Source organism: Nonomuraea composti (assembly GCF_012034275.1).
Taxonomy (GTDB): Bacteria; Actinomycetota; Actinomycetes; order Streptosporangiales; family Streptosporangiaceae; genus Nonomuraea; species Nonomuraea composti.
Window position 1 is genome coordinate 260,645 of the sequence record NZ_JAATEP010000006.1, and the last position, 16,642, is coordinate 277,286.

Here is a 16,642-nt window from a genome sequence, read left to right on the forward strand (position 1 = left end):
AATGACCTGCAGTGAAACTGCACCTTTCCTGCAACAAGCGATTGCAGCCTGCTTCGGGGTTGTTGACCCGCCTTAGCCTCGCCTCTACAGTCCGCCTGATATTTATCGGCGTTTTCCTGAAAGTTTCAGTCCGGATGCCGTAGGAGCACTGTGCGCACCCTCTTAGCCCTGGTGGCCGCCGCCTTCTCATGCCTCGTGCCGGTGCTCCCGGCCCACGCGACCGGCCTCCCGTCCGGCCTCTCGTCAGACCTCTCGTACGACTTCGAGGACGGCACCACCCAGGGATGGGGGCCGCGCGGCGACGGCGTCTCCGTCACCGTCACCCCGGACGCCGCCCGCACCGGCAGCGGCGGCCTCGCCGTCACCGGCAGGACCGCCACCTGGCACGGCGCCGCCATCACCGCCCCCTTCGCCAGGGGCGTCGGCTACACCGTCACCGCGTACGCCCGCCTGGCCGCCGGCCAGCCCGCGAGCACGATCGCGATGACCGTGCAGCGCACCCCGACCGGCGGCGAGACCACGTACGAGCGGGTCGCGGCGGCCACCGTCACCGACGGCGGGTGGGTGCGGCTGTCGGGCAGCTACCTGTTCACCGCCGAGTCCACCGGCGTGCAGCTCTACGTCGAGAGCTCCGACGCCACCTCCCAGTACCACCTCGACGACATCGTCGTGACCCCGCTCGGCGACCCCACCCGCGAGCCGATCACCAGCGACTTCGAGGACGGCACCGCCCAGGACTGGTCACCGCGCGCCGCCGCCGTCCTGGAGACCGGGACGACCGCGCACACCGGCGCCCACGCCCTCACCGTCACCGGCCGCTCCGCCTCCTGGGACGGCCCCGCCCTGAACGTCCTCGGCCGCATGGGCAAGGGCGACAAGTACGCCCTGTCCGTCTGGGTCCGGCTCGGCCCCGACACCGCCGCCGGCAAGCTCGGCCTGTCCATCGAACGCCACACCGGCGGCACCCCCAGCTACGAGCGCGTCGTCGCGCCCAAGGACGTGCCCGCCGGGCAATGGGTGCAGCTATCGGGGGCGTACACGCTCGCGTACGACGTCGACTTCCTCAGCGTCTACATCGAGTCCGACACCGGCACCTTCCCCTTCCACCTCGACGACTTCACCCTCACCTACGTCGAGCCCGAACCCATCCAGACCGGGCTGCCCTCGCTCAAGGACGAGGTGCCGTTCACGATGGGCTCCGCCTTCACCCGCCCCGACACGCTCGGCGTCCACGGGCAGCTCCTCGCCAAGCACTTCAACGGCGTCACCCCCGGCAACGAGCTCAAATGGGACGCCACCGAGCCCCGGGAAGGCGAGTTCACCTTCACCGACGGCGACTACCTGGTCGACTGGGCCACCGAGCACGGCATGACCATCCGCGGCCACACCCTCGCCTGGCACAGCCAGACCCCCGACTGGGTCTTCGAGAACGCCACCAAGGACGTGCTGCTGCAACGCCTCGAACGGCACGTCCGCACGCTCGTCACCCGCTACAAGGGCAGGATCGCCGTCTGGGACGTCGTCAACGAGGTCGTCGACGAGAACCAGCCCGACGGGCTGCGCCGCTCCAAGTGGTACGAGATCGCCGGGCTCGACTTCATCCGCACCGCCTTCCGCACCGCCCACGAGGCCGACCCCGCCGCCAAGCTGTTCATCAACGACTACAACACCGAGCTCCCGCGCAAACGCGAAGCCCTCTACAAGCTCGTCAAGCAGCTCAAGGACGAAGGCGTGCCCATCGACGGCGTCGGGCACCAGCTCCACCTCAACATCGAGCACCCGCCCGCCGCCGACGTCGAAGCCACCATCGAGCGCTTCGCTGGCCTCGGCCTCGACCAGCAGGTCACCGAACTCGACGTGAGCATCTACACCGACTTCGTCTCCACCTACGACACGATCCCGCCCGAGCTGCTCCTCCAGCAGGGGTACCGCTACAAGGAGCTGTTCGACGTCTTCAGGCGGCAGGCCGCCCGGCTCGGCTCCGTCACCGTGTGGGGCGAATCGGACGACGTCAGCTGGCTGCGCTCCTGGCCCATCACGCGGCTCAACGCACCCCTGCTCTTCGACGACGACCTCCAGGCCAAGCCCGCGTACTGGGGCGTCGTGGACCCGTCCAAGCTGGACCCGCTCGTCCGCAAGCTGGAGGCGCCCGCCGGCGTCATCAAGGTCGACGGCAAGCGCGACCCCGAATGGGACCTGCTGCCCGACGCACCCCTCGCCCGCGTCGGCGACGTCTCGGCCGGCTTCCAGGCCCGCACGGCCACGACCGGCTCTCCCGCGCACGCCGCCACGACCAGCTCTCTCGCGCGCCCCGGCACGACCTCCGGTTTGTACGTGCTCGCGGAGGTGACCGACCGCACCGTGAACAAGGACGACCGCGTCACCTTCACCGTGGACGGCCGCTCCCGCACCCTCACCCGCACCTCGCCCGGCGTCCGCCCCACCGCCACCGGCTACCGCGTCGAGGCCCTGCTCGCCGGCGGCACCGACGTCCAGCTCACCGTACGAGACCGGACCGCCGAGACCACCTGGACCGGCCGGATCACCCCCGCCCCCGCCGTCAAGCACACCACCGCCCCGCACCGCCCCACGCCCCCCGTCCTGGACGGCGCCGTGGACCGCACCTGGACCGGCGCCCCCGAAGTACGCACCGCCACCAGGATCCAGGGCACCACGGGCGCCACCGCGAGGGTCCGCGCCCTCTGGTCCGGCCCCACCCTGTACGTCCTCGCCCAGGTCACCGACCCCACCCTGAGCGAGCAGTCCGCCAACCCATGGGAACAGGACTCCGTCGAGATCTTCGTCGACCCCGGCAACGGCAAGACCAAGGGCTACACGGACGACGACGGCCAGTACCGGGTGAGCTTCACCGGCCGCATCACGGTGGGCGGCACGTTCGACGCGGCAGGCGTGAAGGACCACATCCGGGCGGCGGCCGCCCCGGTGCCCGGCGGGTACGTGGTGGAGGCGGCCATCGACCTGCCCACCATCACCCTCGGGGAAGGCACGTTGCTGGGCTTCGACGTCCAGGTCAACGACGCGACCGGAGCGGCCCGTACGAGTGCGGTGACGTGGAACGACGCGACGTCCCGCAGCTACCTCGACACCAGCCACTGGGGTGTCCTCCGCCTGACCCGCTGACCGACACCCCTGCGGCCTGACCCGCCGCTCACCCCACGACGGGGGAGCGGCGTGACAGGCGCAGCATGAGCCCGTGACCCGCCTGTCCCGACGTCCAGGCCGCCGTTGCGATGAGGGGCGCGCCGAACGCCAGCACCGCGATCAGCGCGAGGTGGCGCAGGCGCCGGGACGGTAATCGGGCTGCCAGGTCCCTCATGCCGATCCTGCCTTTCCGTCAAGCTGGGCAGAACGGAAACGGTGATCACACGGGAGCTGACCGGAAGTACAGATCGTTTTCGGTAATGCCGAAGACCCGATGGCGCTCCCTAGTCCTGGTCGTCGGGGTAGTGGAACAGGTCTTCTGGCGAGTGCGCGGTGGCTGCGCGAGTGAGCCACGTGTGGAGCTGGTCGACGTCTGTGCAGGTGGTGATGCAGGTTTGGGTGGCCTCTGTGATGGCGACGCCGCGCGCATCGAGCACGAGCAGCACCGCCTCGGCAGCCTCCTGCGCCTTGCCCTTGGCCGTGCCTTCCTTGACTCCGCGTCCGAAGTGCTCGCGGGCGAAGGGGCTGTAGACCGGCCACGTGGTGGACGCCATGATCTCCTCCAAGAGCTTCCGGACCTCGGGCCCGGACATGCTGTATGCGTATTCATAGTACTTCGTAGCGTCACTATCAGGGCGGCTGCTGAGCGCTTCGGTGAAGGCTTTGAGCACCTTGCAGTCGCGGCCCTGAGCCATGACCGACAGGACGGCGAGGGGCAGGTCGGCGGTGGCTTCCTGCGGGTCGATGATGGCGGGGATGTCGTCCGGGCCCACCGTGCGGGCCTGGAAGTGGTAGCCGGTCAGCCCCGAGTCGATCGGCTGCCCGTAATGGTCGGCGTCCGGCTGGTTGGGGCAGACGACCAGGACCGTGACGTCGCAGCGCAGCAGCAGCCAGGCGGCGGCCGCGTAGCGGGCGAGTTGTACGACGCTCTTACCCCTGCCCTGCTGGATCTCCACGACGATGACGTGCTGCGGGCATTGTGCCGGCCCCAGGGTGAAGACGAGGTCGGCTTCGATGTCGTCGGAGATCCGGGTGTTGAACGTGCGCTCCTCCTGCTGGATCGCAGGAGTGTCGGGCAGGTCCACCTTGACGATGTCGCGCAGGAGCCCCACGGCCAAGCGCGGGTTGTCGCTGAACATCTGGACGAGTGCGTCGTTGAGTGACGGCATGACTCGTATGGTAGCTGTATGCCTACGTCTAGATATGAAGTTTGCTGAACTTTCTCGCCGTGCGGCCGGGTGCGGGTGTCGTCGCACCCGGCCGCGCGGCGCTCATCCCACCCAGTCGTGGCCGGCCGGGGCGATGTTGCCCTCGTGATGGCCGGCGGGAATGACGTTGTCGTGCTGGCCTGCGGGGGCGACTCCGCCGTCGACGTGGCCCGCGGGGGCGATGCCGCCGTCATAATGGCCGGCCGGGGCGATGCCGCCCTCCCAGTGGCCGGCGGGGGTCGTGTTCTCGTGCTGGCCCGTCGTCGCGGGCAGGGCGGTGGTCGTGGCGGCGGCGCCTGCCAGGGCGCCGAGGGCGAGGGCCGTGCCGGTGGCGGCGATCGTGAGTGCTCTCCTGGTCCGCATCCTGTTCTCCCCGTTCTGCGGTCGATCGTGGTGACCAGGCCACACCATCAAGAGGCGGCTTCATGTCGGCTGCAGATCGGTGTCATCGCTGGTCGGACCCGGGTGGGGTGGGGGCTGTACGGAGGCGTACAGTAAGGACCATACGGCAGCGTATGGAGGCGTCATGAGAACTCCCGTCTACTGGTCGTCGGCGCTTGAGGACATCCCGGTGCCCGACTACGCCGATGTGATGATCGGGGTGCTGCCTCCCGGCGCCCCCGAGGATCCGCGGGTCTGGGCGGAGGAGATCTTCTCCCTGCGGGCGCTGCCGAGCTGGGTCGGTGCCGCGATGGCGGCGCGGCAGGCTCTCGTGCCGCTGCTCGGTGTCCGGCGGGCTCCTCGGGACGTCTTCCGGGTGGCGCGGGTGGAGGGGGAGGAGGCGCTCATCGTGGCCGATGACCGGCATCTCGACTTCCGCTGCGGCGTCGCCGTGGACGCCGCCGCGCGGCTGGTGCGGGTCACCACCACCGTGCGGCTGAAGGGGTGGCGGGGCAGGGTGTACTTCATGCCGGTACGTCTGGCGCATCCGGTCGTCGTGCATGCGATGATGCGCTCGGCCCAGCGCCGCCTCGCCGCCACCCAGTCTCCATCGTGACCTGAGCCCCCAAGTCCGGGCGGAGGCCGGGGGTCGGGGTGAGCCGCCGATCATGGCTCTGGCAGGGTTCAGACATGGAGATCTGGGACGTGCTGCGCTCGCCGGCTGACCAGGCCGTCACCTTGATCCACCGCGCTTCAGGGCTGCGTACGCGGCTCGACCTGGCCGCGGGCCGACCCCATCTCGTGGAGATCCGATGATCCGTAACCCCGTCCTGCCCGGCTTCCACCCGGACCCGTCCATCCTGCGTGTGGGGGACGACTACTACATCGCCACCTCGACGTTCGAGTGGTATCCGGGCGTCCTGGTGCACCATTCGCGTGACCTGGTGCACTGGCGTTCCCTGGGTGGCATCCTGACCGAGCGCAGGCTGCTCGACCTGTCCGGGGTGCCCGACTCGGGCGGGGTGTGGGCGCCCGACCTGACGTACGCGAACGGGCTGTTCCACCTGGTCTACAGCGTGATGGACACGTACGCGCACGGCTACAAGGACGTCGCCAACTACCTCGTCACCGCGCCCGCCGTCGAGGGCCCGTGGTCGGACCCGGTGCGGCTGCCGGGCCGGGGGTTCGACGCGGCGCTCTTCCACGAGGACGACGGCACGGCGTACCTGCTGAACATGGTGTTCGACTCGCGCCCCGGGCGCGGCTTCTCCGGCATCGAGCTGCAGCCGCTCGGCGGCGGCGAGCCGAAGCTCATCCTGGAGAACCGCAGCGTCACGGAGGGGCCGCACATCTACAAGGTGGACGGCTGGTACTACCTGATGGTCGCCGAGGGCGGCACCGGTTACGAGCACTGCGTGAGCGTGCTGCGCTCGCGCGCCCTGGAGGGCCCGTACGAGCCCGACCCGGCCGGACCGATGCTGACCTCCCGCCACGACCCCGGCCTGGAGCTGCAGAAGGCCGGGCACGGCTGCCTCGTGCGGACGCAGGGCGGTGAGTGGTACATGGCGCATCTCGCGGCGCGGCCGTACGCGCCGCGCGGCCGGTGCGTGCTGGGCAGGGAGAGCGCGATCCAGCGCGTCGAGTGGGTGGACGGCTGGCCCCGGGTGGCCGGGGGAGTGCCGGCCGTGGACGTGTCCGCGCCTGAGCTGCCGCCGCACCGCTGGCCCGCCGCCGGCGGGGTGTGGAGCACGCTGCGCCGGCCGGCATCCCCCGACTGGGTGCGATTCGAGGACGGGCGGGTGACGGTCAGCGGCGGCCAGTCACCGTACGGGCGGCGCGCCCCCAGCCTGGTCGCCCAGCGGGTGACCGCCCAGCGGGGCACGTTCGCGGCGAACGTGACGTTCGAGCCCCGCAGCGTGCACCAGTCCGCCGGGATCACCGCCTACTACAACTCCCGCACCTGGTACCACCTCGCGCTGACCACCGACGGCGTCGTCCTGACCGGCAGCGACAGGGGCGCCCGCACCGTGCACTTCACCGCCCCGGGCACCGCGAGCCGCCTCGCCCTGGAGCTCGACGGGCCGGTGCTGCGCTTCTCGTACGACGGCCACGCCATCCCCGTGGAGCTGGACGCCACGATCCTGTCGGACGAGCACGCCGACGAGATCATCGACGGCCAGGTGCGCGCGTTCGGCTTCACCGGCGCGTTCGTCGGCCTGTGGGTGCAGGACCTGGCCGGTGAGGGCTGCGCGGCCGTCTTCGACGACGCGATCTATGAGCCCGAGGCCGATGCCGTGGCGGTGGAGCACGGCGGCGCGTAGGGGCGGCCGGGCACGTACCGGGCCCACTCGGCGCCGCTGATCGACGTGCCCGACGCCTCGCAGACGTTGCCCGTCGCCTGCTCCACGTTCAGGCCGTAGAGCTGGGCGGCGCTGCCGGAGGCGGCGGCCAGCACGGTGCCGTCGGGGCCCAGCTCCACGTCACCGGCCGCGCCCCGGCCCGCGAACACGGCCCACAGCTCGGGACGGGCGGGCGTGACGACGTTCCACGCCCGCACGCTCCCGTCCTCGGAGGCCGTGACGAGCGTGCGGTCGTCGGCGCTGAAGGCGAGCGCCGACACGGCGGCGGAGTGTCCCGGCAGGTCGGCGAGCTTCTTGACGGCGGCGGGCGCGGCGACGTTCCAGAGGCGGGCGACGCCGTCGGACGACGCCGTGGCCAGCGTCTTGCCGTCGCGGCTGAACCGCAGGTCGAGGACGCTGCCCGGACCGGCCGAGAACGTGCCGAGCGAGCGCGGCTCGGCCGGCTTCGACAGGTCCCACAGCCGTACGGACCCGGTGCCCGAGCCGACGGCCAGGGCGCGGCCGTCGGGACGGAAGGCGGCCGTGCTCACCCGCCGGTCGGCGGCGCCGACGGTGGCGACCTGCTTGGGGCTGGACGGGGTGGCGACGTTCCACAGCAGCGTCCGGCCGTCGCGGCCGGTCGTCACGACCGTCTTGCCGTCGGGCCCGTACGCGGCCGACCGCACGCCGGCCGTGTGCCCCGTCAGCGTGCCGAGCAGCTTCGGGGTCGCGGTCTCGGAGACGTCCCAGATCCTGGCCGTCTTGTCGTCGGACGCCGTGACCAGGCGGGTGCCGTCGGGATTGAACGCCACCGACGCGACCCGCTCCGTGTGCCCGCTGAGCGTGGACTCGGGCGTGGCCACCGCCGGGTCGGAGATGTTCCAGAGCCGGACGGTCTCGTCGTCGGAGGCGGTGGCCAGCGTGGCGCCGCCCTTGGCGATGGCGATGCCGTTGACCTGCCCGGTGTGCGCGCCGAGCCGGGCGAAGGGCGCGGTGCGGGAGGTGTTGGAGACGTTCCACAGCCGGGCGACGCCGTCGGCGGCGGAGGTCAGCAGGTTCTGGCCGTTCGGGCTGAACGCCACCCCGGTCACCGCGTCGGGGAACCCGGCCAGGGTGGCGGTGAGCACGGGCTCACGCGGGTTCTGGACGCTCCACAGCCGGACCGTTCCGTCGGCGGAGGCGGTGGCCAGGACGTTGCCGTCGGGGCTGAACGCGACGTCGTCCACCGAGCCGGAGTGGCCGCTCGCGGTGCCGACCAGCTTCGTCGCGGTGATCTCCCAGACCTGCACCTTGCCGGTGTCGGAGGAGGAGGCCAGGTAGCGGCCGTTCGGCGCGAACGTGACGCTCCTGACCGCGCCCTCCGCCGAGGTGAGCGTGGCCAGCACGGCCGGCTTCGCGGGGGTGAGCACGTCGAGGAGCTTGATCGTGCCGTCGGTCGAGCCGAGCGCCACGAGCCGGCCGTCGGGGGAGAAGGCCGTCCTCGTGGGGTCGGCGTCCTGCTTGACGACCGCGACCTGCGCGGGCTTGGCCGGGTCCGTGACGTTCCACAGCCGCATCGTGCCGTCGGTGGACGCGGTGGCCAGCACGTTGCCGTCGGGGCTGAACGAGACGGAGCCCACCTGCTCCTCGTGGCCCTTGAGCGTGGCCAGCGCGCGGGGCTTGGCGGTGTCGGAGACCTCCCACAGGCGGGCGGTGCCGTCGGCCGACCCCGTCGCGAGCACCTTGCCGCTCTTGCTGAACGCGGTGGCGAGCACGCCTCCCGTGTGCCCCTTGACGACGCCCGCGCTCTTGGGCCGCAGGGCGTCGGTGACGTTCCACAGCCGGGCGGTGGTGTCGCCCGAGGCGGTCACGGCCACGCGGCCGTCGGGGCGGTAGGCCACCCGCTCCACCGGGGCGGTGTGACCGGTCATGCGGGCGCCGACCGGGCGGGAGAGCGAGCCGAGCAGGGCGCCCCTCGCCTCGGGGGTGGCCGAGAGGCGGTAGGCGGCCAGGGCGAGCTGCGAGCCCAGCGAGCTGTCACCGGCGCCGGCGGCGGCCGCGGCCACCTGGCGGGACAGCGCCTGGTCGCGCTCGAGTGCCGCCTCGGTCGCCTGGTGGCTGAAGCGGCTCGACTGGACGAGCGCCACCACGGCGCCCGTGGCGGCCACGAGGAAGAGCAGGGTCAGGGTGGCGATCGCGCCGCGGGTGATCTGCTTGCGGCGCTGCTGCCGGCGCCGGGACGCGTCGAGGAACTCCTTCTCGACGGACGTGACCGCACTTGGGGGTGGGGCGCCGGGCAGGGCCGAGACGGCGGCCTGGGCGGTGGCGAGGCGGTCGTCGGTGTAGAGGTAGGAGGCGTCCTGGCCGTCCCGCTGCCACATCTCGGCGTCCTCGGCCAGCCGCCGCCGGACGAGCAGCCCGGCCCGCGCGGTCTCGGCCCAGTTGCCGAGCCGGGGCCAGGTGCGCACGAGGGCTTCGTGGGCCAGCTCCGCCTGCTCGCCCTCGTCGGTGACCGTCACGGTGACCAGGCGCGCGCGTACCAGCTCGGCCAGCACCTGCCCCTCGACGGAGGCCGCGCCGGAGCTCAGCCGGGAGACCGGCACGCGCCGCCGCAGCGCCCCCGCCTGCGGGTCCACGTGCACGAGCGGCACCAGCAGCCCGCGCACGACCGGCTCGGACTCCGCGCCGAGCCGCCGCAGCGTCTCCTCGCCGCTCAGCGCGACCGCCCGCGCGACCCCGCCGGCCGCGCGGTAGCCCGCCATGGTGAGCACCCCGCCGGAGCGCCGCTGCCAGGTGGCCAGCAGCGCGTGCGACAGCAGGGGCAGCAGGTCGTCGGCGCCCGCCAGCGCCTGGACGTCCTCCAGGATCAGCTCGGTCAGCCCGGCCTCCAGCGAGAGCCCGGAGCGGACGGCCGGCTCCTCGATCGCGCGCCGCAGCTCGGCCGGGGTCATGGGGGCGACGATCTCGGGCCGCCGCATCGTCTCCAGCAGGCCGGGGTACGCGGCGCAGCGAGCGAAGAAGTCGCCCCGCACGGCGATCACCACGGCCGCCGATCGGGACACCTCGACGAGCGCCTCCACGAACCGCCGCCGGGCCGCCTCGTCGTCGCACAGGGTGAACAGCTCCTCGAACTGGTCCACCACCACGAGCGTGCGCGCGGGCAGCCCCCGCCGGGCCGCGCCGGGGTCGGAGTCGATGATCGCGCGCAGCCGTTCGGGATCGCCGCCGCCCAGCGCGGCCAGCTCGCGGGCCAGCGCGGCCACCGGCAGCGGGCCGGGGGTCAGCACGACGCTCCTGCGCGCGTCCTCGCGCACGGCGGGGATCAGGCCGGCGTGCAGCAGCGACGTCTTCCCGCAGCCGGACGGGCCGGTGACGATGAGCGGGCCGCCCGCCTCGAACGCCTGCGAGCCGATGACCACCGGCGGCCCGGCGGAGCGCAGCGCCTGGCGGGCCCGCGCGGCCAGCGATCTGGTCGCCTCCTCGCGGCCGAGGAACAGCTCGGCGTGGTCGCGCCCGTACGCGGCCAGCCCCCGGTAGGGGCTGTTCAGGTCGCCGGGGGAGCTGATCGGCGGGCCCGCGTGCGTGCGGGTGGCGCGGTGGGCCGGGTTGACGGTGAGCGGCGGCAGCTCCTTGACCTCCCCGGCCTGCCTCCTGGGCCGGGGGAACCCGGCGGCGGGCAGCACGCGGGCCAGGTGGTGGTGCACGTGGTCGAGCGTGAACGCCGCGGGCCCCGCCGGGTCGCCGTCGTTCAGCAGCCGCAGCAGCGCCCCGCTGAGCGCGGTGTGCCGGACGCCGGGCAGCGCCCAGGCGTTCTCGTCCTTGCTGGCCGAGGTCAGCACGTACGCGCCGCGCCAGGAGGCGTCGAACGTCTGGTCCATCGCCTTGGCGGGCACCGGCCGGTTGCCGCTGGTGAAGCAGCAGTCGAGCACGACGACGACATGCTCGGCCCGGGACGAGCCGAGGATGCGGCGCACCATCGCGTACGGCAGCGCCTGGAAGCCCGGCGCCCCCTGCCCCAGGTCGACCGTGGCCCGCGTGGCCAGGTGCAGCTCGTTGTCGGGGGCGAACAGGGCATGCCCCACGAAGTGGAACATCAGCACGCTCGTGGCCTCGCGCGCCGCGTGTTCGAGCGCCTCGCCCAGGTTGGCGGGGGTGGCGGGGTCGAGCAGCACGGTGAGGTGCTGCGGGGCCAGGCCCGCCCGGTCGACCAGGCACTGCCCGAGGTCGGTGACGGTCGCCGGCACGGCGGGCACCTGCGGCAGCCGTGACGAGGGCCGGTGCGCGCCGGTGCCGGCCACGACCACCCGGGCGCCCTCGGACGCCAGCAGCAGGGGTGGATCGTTCCGGCCGGCCGGCCGGACGAGCCGGGTCCTCTCGAGCGTCGTCGAATCGTCCTCGGTCATCCGGCGCTCCACGGGCGTGGGGGTTGGCGAAAAACGGCGTTGTTCAGGTTACGCAGGTCCTTGCGGCACCGTCGAGGCCGCATACGGCGCATTCTGCTAAGGCGCGGCCTAATATCTAGGTAGAGATCGCCACATATAGGGGCAGATCATGACAGTGGTGTTCGTCACTGGCGATCGGGATTCGTGGGCGGGAGCCTCGTCACCCGCCTCATCAAGGACGGCCACACCGTACGGGCCCTGGCACGCAGCGACGCCTCCGCCGCCGCCGAAGCGCTGGGCGCGGCACCCGTACGCGGCGACATCGGCGACCCCACGAGCCTGCGGGAGGCGATGACCGGCTGCGAGCTGGCCTTCCACGCCGCCGCCCGCACCACCCGCGGCGGCGACCGCGTCCGCTTCTGGGCCGACGACGTCCAGGGCACCGCGAACGTCCTGCGCTGCGCCCGCGAGGCGGGAGTGCGCAGGCTCGTGCACGTCGGCACGGAGGCCGCCCTGATGGACGGCCGGCCGCTCGTCGGCGTGGACGAGACCGCGCCGCTGCGGCCCGGCTCGCGCGCCCACTACGCCGCCTCCAAAGCCGCCGCCGAACGGCTCGTCCGCGACGCCGGAGGGCTGGAGACCGTCGTGCTCCGGCCCCGCTTCGTCTGGGGCGCCGGCGACACGACCGTGCTGCCCGAGCTGGTCGCCATGGTGCGCGGCGGGCGGTTCGCGTGGATCGGCGGCGGCCGGCACCGCACCGACACCACGCACGTGGACAACGCCGTCGAAGGGCTCGTCCTGGCCGCCGAACGGGGCCGCCCCGGGGAGGGGATGGCGGAGCTGCGCGCCCAGGCCCCGGAGTAGCGGCCCTCGCCGGGAACGGCCACCAGCCCGCCGGCCGAGGGCCGTCACCAGTTCGCCGGCAGGCCCGGGGTCGTCGGGGGCAGCGGGTGGTCCGGCGGGTGGATGACGTAGGCGACGCCGCCGCTGCTGGAGCTGCGCAGCCACACGTTCTCGAAGTCGGCGCGCGGATAGACGTGCCGCACGGCCGCGTTGCTGGAGGACGCCGGGTCGTTGGCGATCACGTCCCCCGTCGAGGTGAAGCCCACGACGGCCATCAGGTGGCCGTCGGTGCCGTACCCTGCGCCGGGCAGCTCGCCCTTCTTGAACGACTGCGAGGTGATGACCGGCACGCCCGCCTTGATCAGCAGCTCCAGCTCGGTCAGCGAGCGCAGCCGGGTGACGAACCCGTCCACGCCGTACCGCCCCGCGTACGCCGTGTTGAACGGCCAGTTGCCGGTGCCCTCGTAGGCGTGGTCGTAGGTGTAGCGGGCGGCGTGGTCGACCTCGGGGTTCGGGTCGGAGGGGTCGACCCAGGAGGTGTCCTGCTCGCTGGGCCACCGGTCCCAGTAGCCGAGCACCATCGTGGTGGAGGTGGGGCTGCACCAGGCCTCGCCGCCGCCGTTCCACTCGGGGTAGTGGCCGAGGTGCACGTTCTGGGAGCGGCGCGGCACGGCCAGCTCGGTGCCCCACGCGCCGCCGCCGGGGCTGACGGGCACGCTCTTGCGCTCGGGCACGTTCGAGCTCATCACTCCGGACGTGCGCACGCGCGGCGTCACCTCCGACCCCGGCCTGCGGTAGAGGGTCAGGCGGAGCTGGTAGCCGCTGAGCGGCTTGCCGGCCGCCGCGACCAGCGTGTCCACGGCCACCGACGCGTCCGCGTCGCCCTGGTTCGGTACGGACGTGCGCAGGATGTCGCCCTCGGCGTACGACCAGCGGCCCAGCGAGTACCACTTGGTCAGGCCCTCGGCGTTCCTGCCGCGCGCCTCGACCTGGATCCAGCTCCCCGGCGGCACGTCCGCCGTCCACGACGCGATCAGCTCGGTCGCCCCGAACCCGATGTCCCGCTCGGGGCCGGTCCAGCGGGCGTACTCCCAGGTCTTGGTGCCCAGCGCGTCGGTGTACGTCATCGTCCCCGCGGCCTGCCCGAACGCCAGCCCGTCACCGGCCGTGGTGCCCTCGGGGGTGCCGGAGGAGAAGTCGGCCCGCTGGTAGACGACGTCGGGGACGGCCGCCGGTTTCGTCCCGGTGGTGGTGCTCGTCATGGGGGTGAGCAGGAGCAGGGCGGACAGGACCAGGGACAGCGCAGGCATGAACCCACCTTCCAGGAGCGCTCTATGCCGCCGACCCTAAGCTCGGCGGCCCCGGCAAAGCATCGGGAGATCTACGTACTCGGCCGCCCCCACTGATTCGATAGAGGGTGACGATGCTCAGGTGAGGCTCACGTCCTGAAATGAGATGACTTATGCGGAAATACGTGATCATGGGAGTGCAGGGCAGCGGCAAGGGCACCCAGAGCGCCCTGCTGGCCGCCGACCTCGACCTGGTCCACATCAGCGTCGGCGACATCTTCCGCTGGCACGTCAAACACCACACCAAGCTCGGCGCCCAGGTCCGGCGCCTGGTCGCGGCCGGGGAGCTCGTGGGCGACGACCTGGTGGAATCCGTCGTCAGAGACCGCCTCCAGCTCCACGACTGGAACTACGGCTTCATCATCGACGGCTTCCCCCGCAACCGCCGCCAGGCGGAGTTCTTCCTGGAGAGCTACGACCTCGACGGCGTGATCCACCTCGACCTGCCCGACGACGAGGTCCGCCGCCGCGTCCTGGCCCGCCGGCTGTGCTCCCGCTGCGGCATGGACTACAACCTCATCGCGCACCGGCCGGAGGTGGAGGGCCGCTGCGACGTCTGCGGCGGCGACCTCGTCACCAGGGCGGACGACACCCCGGACGCCCTGGCCCGCCGCCTGGCCGACTACCACAGCAAGATCGACCCGGTGATCGAGCTGTTCAAGCGGAAGGAATACGTGATGACGATCGACGCCCGCGCCGACAAGGCCACCGTCCAGCGCGCCATCCGCACCCGCTTCAACCTCCCGCCCTACCTCCCGTCGAACGCCCGCCTGTCCGGCTGAACCCGCCGGTGCACCTGCCGCTTACTGGCTAGTCTCCCGGTATGACTGCGGACATGACCACGATCAAGGTGCCCAAGAACGTCCGCGACCGGCTCATCGCCATCGCCGACGAGCGGGGCCGCGGCACCACCCTGGCCGCTGTACTGACCGACCTGCTCGACAAGCACGAAACGGACAAGACGCGGGACCGGCTGGCCTACCTGGAGGTCGTGGCGGCGGCGGAGGGCGACGTCGATGCCATGGCCCGCGCGCAGCACCGCGCGGACCAGGCTCTCGACCTGCTGCGGGCGCGTGAATCTCGTTAGTCCGTCGCGGAGGCGGCACTGCCGCCCGAGCAGAGCGCGTCCTCCCCGGCATGATCGCCGACCTCGGCTGAGCGGCCAGGGCGCCGGGTCAGCAGGCGCGCAGCATGTTGAGCAGGGCGGTGCGCTCGCTGCGGGTCACGAAGAGCCGGTAGTGGTGCTTCACGGTGATCCACGAGGTCGCGTACCGGCACCAGTGGGCGCGGCGGCTCGGGCGCCAGCTCTGCGGCCCCTGGCCGCCCTTGGCGATGTTGGCGGAGTGGCTGACCGTGATCAGCTCGGGCCGGACGAGGTCGTGGGCGAAGGCGCGCCGCTTGGCCGCGCTCCACCGCTTGGCCCCCGACCGCCACGCGTACGACAGCGGCACCACGTGATCGACGTCGACGTACCTCTCGCTCTTCAGCACCTTGCCGTCGTAGGGGCTGTACCAGGTGCCCTTGACCGGGTGGCAGTGGGCGTTCTTGCGCACCCGCCGCCCGTCGCGGGCCAGGACCTTCTCCCGGGTGCTGCACCTGCTCGTGCGTCGCCCTTCCTTCGGCAGGAACCGCTTGCGGCTGTAGCCGCGCAGCGATAACGGCCTGGCCACCTTGAGCTTGGCCAGCATGCGCCGGGCGAGCGCCGCGGACTCGGCCTGTGACCGTTTGTGCGGCTCGGCCGCCGCCGGCGAAGGCGTGGTGAGGATGGCGGTGATCGGGAGGAGGACGAGGGCGAGCACGGCGACGCAGAGGGCCCGCCGCGGAGAGATCACTGTTCGACCCATACCCACCGGCGTCCCCAGCCGCCGCCACAATATTCCACCAGCTTCCCCGACAAAAGCCGCATAAACCATCACTTTCCCGTGTAGACACCGGCGAAATTCGATTCCTCGCCCCGTCCAGCCTATGGAATCCTGGGACCGTCCAAGCCGGGGGAGAAGGGGCAGGGAAATGGCGGGCGGCAGCACGATACAAGAAGAGAAAACTCCTGAGAATGGCGCGAAAAAGCGCGGCAATGCGGTCCGGGCGACGATCGGCACCGTGCTCGCCGCCATCCTGGGCCTGGTCAGCAGCTTCGGCGTCTCCGGCCTCGGCCTCGACGTCTACGGACCGGCCCTGACCTGGGTGATCATCGGCTGGGCGCTGCTCGGCATGGTGATCGTCGGCCTGTGGCCGCTCCTGCGCGACCTCAGGCGCACCCGCCCCCGCCTCGCCCTGGCCGGCGGCGCCTTCGCGGCGCTGGCCGCCCTGTCGGTCTGGGTCGTGGTGCTCGGCCGCCCGGGCGACGGCATCGACCCCATCGCCCACGGCTGCCGCTACCTGAACGGTACCCACCAAATCTCCGCCAGCGCCGATATCGCCAGAAGCTGGGGCATCATTGGGAATTTCACCCTCGTACACAATCCTCATCCCAAATGCGGAGTGGTATGGGCCCAATTCCTGACCCCCAAGGATGAGGAGATGAAGCGCCCGCCTTTCCGCGACATGAGAATAGCCTCGATCGCCCTCGACATCATCCGCAGATCCCCCGAGGGCCGCCAGACCGCCGTCTGGAACTACGACACGGCCCCGGTGAGCGAGGTGGGCAACCGCGACATCTGGACCCCGGGGCTCCGCCTCGACGACGGCGTCTACGAGGCCGACCTCAGCATCCGCTTCACGTCCGGCGAGCCCGCCAACGTCCACCTCACCTGGAACACCGACCAGCCCTCCATCATCCGCCCGGAAGCCGGCTGACGCCCGCCCCCGAACTACGCTGTGCGTGCACAGCATGCTCATTCCCAGGAGCGTGACCATGAAGGCGACCGGCGCTCCGGTGGTTCACGCGATTCTTCGCGGCACGCTGGACGGCCGGAGCGCTCCCGTCCTGACCATCCGCGGGGCGGCGCACGTCCCGGCGCCGGAGGCAGAGTGGTGGAAGGCGCCGCTCGCCGGCGGCG

14 protein-coding genes are annotated in these 16,642 nt (G+C 72.1%); 8 read left to right on the forward strand and 6 right to left on the reverse strand.

Annotated elements, in window-relative coordinates:
* Positions 1–150 precede the first annotated feature (150 nt).
* The gene (locus HCN51_RS11620) at positions 151–3,141 is read left to right on the forward strand and encodes an endo-1,4-beta-xylanase (protein ID WP_168009515.1); all 2,991 of its coding nucleotides are present in this window, start codon (positions 151–153) and stop codon (positions 3,139–3,141) included.
* 28 nt (positions 3,142–3,169) lie between these two features.
* Here HCN51_RS11620 and HCN51_RS11625 read toward each other — a convergent pair whose 3' ends face one another.
* The 3 genes from HCN51_RS11625 to HCN51_RS11635 form a co-directional block, all read right to left on the reverse strand.
* A complete protein-coding gene (locus HCN51_RS11625; protein WP_168009517.1) occupies positions 3,170–3,337 on the reverse strand; it encodes a hypothetical protein in 168 nt (55 codons plus the stop codon).
* A 109-nt stretch (positions 3,338–3,446) separates the two neighbouring features.
* Positions 3,447–4,331 carry a hypothetical protein gene (locus tag HCN51_RS11630; RefSeq protein ID WP_240972712.1) on the reverse strand — a complete coding sequence of 295 codons (885 nt, stop codon included), beginning with the start codon at positions 4,329–4,331 and terminating at the stop codon, positions 3,447–3,449.
* A gap of 102 nt (positions 4,332–4,433) precedes the next feature.
* Positions 4,434–4,733 (reverse strand): hypothetical protein, encoded by a 300-nt coding sequence (locus HCN51_RS11635; RefSeq protein ID WP_168009519.1) that lies wholly within the window; start codon positions 4,731–4,733, stop codon positions 4,434–4,436.
* 163 nt (positions 4,734–4,896) lie between these two features.
* On the opposite strand from HCN51_RS11635, the gene HCN51_RS11640 reads away from it, so the two are divergent.
* From HCN51_RS11640 to HCN51_RS11645, 3 genes are all read left to right on the forward strand, one after another.
* Positions 4,897–5,367: a DUF2867 domain-containing protein gene (locus HCN51_RS11640; protein ID WP_168009521.1), complete on the forward strand. Its 471-nt coding sequence runs from the start codon at positions 4,897–4,899 to the stop codon at positions 5,365–5,367.
* A 74-nt stretch (positions 5,368–5,441) separates the two neighbouring features.
* Positions 5,442–5,567 (forward strand): hypothetical protein, encoded by a 126-nt coding sequence (locus tag HCN51_RS61275; RefSeq protein WP_277349961.1) that lies wholly within the window; start codon positions 5,442–5,444, stop codon positions 5,565–5,567.
* Positions 5,564–7,072 carry a glycoside hydrolase family 43 protein gene (locus tag HCN51_RS11645; protein WP_168009524.1) on the forward strand — a complete coding sequence of 503 codons (1,509 nt, stop codon included), beginning with the start codon at positions 5,564–5,566 and terminating at the stop codon, positions 7,070–7,072. Before HCN51_RS61275 ends, HCN51_RS11645 begins: the two co-directional genes overlap by 4 nt.
* On the opposite strand, the gene HCN51_RS61280 is transcribed toward HCN51_RS11645, so the two are convergent.
* Positions 7,024–11,472: a caspase, EACC1-associated type gene (locus HCN51_RS61280; protein ID WP_168009526.1), complete on the reverse strand. Its 4,449-nt coding sequence runs from the start codon at positions 11,470–11,472 to the stop codon at positions 7,024–7,026. The genes HCN51_RS11645 and HCN51_RS61280 overlap by 49 nt on opposite strands.
* Before the next feature lie 183 nt (positions 11,473–11,655).
* Between HCN51_RS61280 and HCN51_RS11655 the strand changes: the two genes are divergently transcribed.
* A complete protein-coding gene (locus HCN51_RS11655) occupies positions 11,656–12,315 on the forward strand; it encodes an NAD-dependent epimerase/dehydratase family protein (RefSeq protein WP_168009549.1) in 660 nt (219 codons plus the stop codon).
* 44 nt (positions 12,316–12,359) lie between these two features.
* On the opposite strand, the gene HCN51_RS11660 is transcribed toward HCN51_RS11655, so the two are convergent.
* Positions 12,360–13,604, reverse strand: coding sequence for a C39 family peptidase (locus HCN51_RS11660; protein WP_206066851.1), 1,245 nt, complete (start codon positions 13,602–13,604; stop codon positions 12,360–12,362).
* A gap of 152 nt (positions 13,605–13,756) precedes the next feature.
* Here HCN51_RS11660 and HCN51_RS11665 point away from each other — a divergent pair, with 152 nt between their 5' ends.
* A complete protein-coding gene (locus HCN51_RS11665; RefSeq protein ID WP_168009551.1) occupies positions 13,757–14,425 on the forward strand; it encodes an adenylate kinase family protein in 669 nt (222 codons plus the stop codon).
* A gap of 41 nt (positions 14,426–14,466) precedes the next feature.
* A complete protein-coding gene (locus HCN51_RS11670) occupies positions 14,467–14,730 on the forward strand; it encodes a hypothetical protein (protein ID WP_168009553.1) in 264 nt (87 codons plus the stop codon).
* Positions 14,731–14,818: 88 nt separating this feature from the next.
* Here HCN51_RS11670 and HCN51_RS11675 read toward each other — a convergent pair whose 3' ends face one another.
* Positions 14,819–15,475 carry a GmrSD restriction endonuclease domain-containing protein gene (locus HCN51_RS11675; RefSeq protein ID WP_168009555.1) on the reverse strand — a complete coding sequence of 219 codons (657 nt, stop codon included), beginning with the start codon at positions 15,473–15,475 and terminating at the stop codon, positions 14,819–14,821.
* A gap of 178 nt (positions 15,476–15,653) precedes the next feature.
* On the opposite strand from HCN51_RS11675, the gene HCN51_RS11680 reads away from it, so the two are divergent.
* Positions 15,654–16,439 carry a hypothetical protein gene (locus tag HCN51_RS11680; RefSeq protein ID WP_168009557.1) on the forward strand — a complete coding sequence of 262 codons (786 nt, stop codon included), beginning with the start codon at positions 15,654–15,656 and terminating at the stop codon, positions 16,437–16,439.
* Positions 16,440–16,642: the final 203 nt, after the last annotated feature.

Coding starts and splice junctions, on each gene's coding strand:
- HCN51_RS11640 (WP_168009521.1), top strand. CDS start 4,897: ATGAGAACTCCCGTCTACTGGTCGTCGGCGCTTGAGGACATCCCGGTG.
- HCN51_RS11660 (WP_206066851.1), bottom strand. CDS start 13,604: ATGCCTGCGCTGTCCCTGGTCCTGTCCGCCCTGCTCCTGCTCACCCCC.
- HCN51_RS11670 (WP_168009553.1), top strand. CDS start 14,467: ATGACTGCGGACATGACCACGATCAAGGTGCCCAAGAACGTCCGCGAC.
- HCN51_RS61280 (WP_168009526.1), bottom strand. CDS start 11,472: ATGACCGAGGACGATTCGACGACGCTCGAGAGGACCCGGCTCGTCCGG.
- HCN51_RS11630 (WP_240972712.1), bottom strand. CDS start 4,331: ATGCCGTCACTCAACGACGCACTCGTCCAGATGTTCAGCGACAACCCG.
- HCN51_RS11680 (WP_168009557.1), top strand. CDS start 15,654: ATGGCGGGCGGCAGCACGATACAAGAAGAGAAAACTCCTGAGAATGGC.
- HCN51_RS11625 (WP_168009517.1), bottom strand. CDS start 3,337: ATGAGGGACCTGGCAGCCCGATTACCGTCCCGGCGCCTGCGCCACCTC.
- HCN51_RS11635 (WP_168009519.1), bottom strand. CDS start 4,733: ATGCGGACCAGGAGAGCACTCACGATCGCCGCCACCGGCACGGCCCTC.
- HCN51_RS61275 (WP_277349961.1), top strand. CDS start 5,442: ATGGAGATCTGGGACGTGCTGCGCTCGCCGGCTGACCAGGCCGTCACC.
- HCN51_RS11665 (WP_168009551.1), top strand. CDS start 13,757: ATGCGGAAATACGTGATCATGGGAGTGCAGGGCAGCGGCAAGGGCACC.
- HCN51_RS11645 (WP_168009524.1), top strand. CDS start 5,564: ATGATCCGTAACCCCGTCCTGCCCGGCTTCCACCCGGACCCGTCCATC.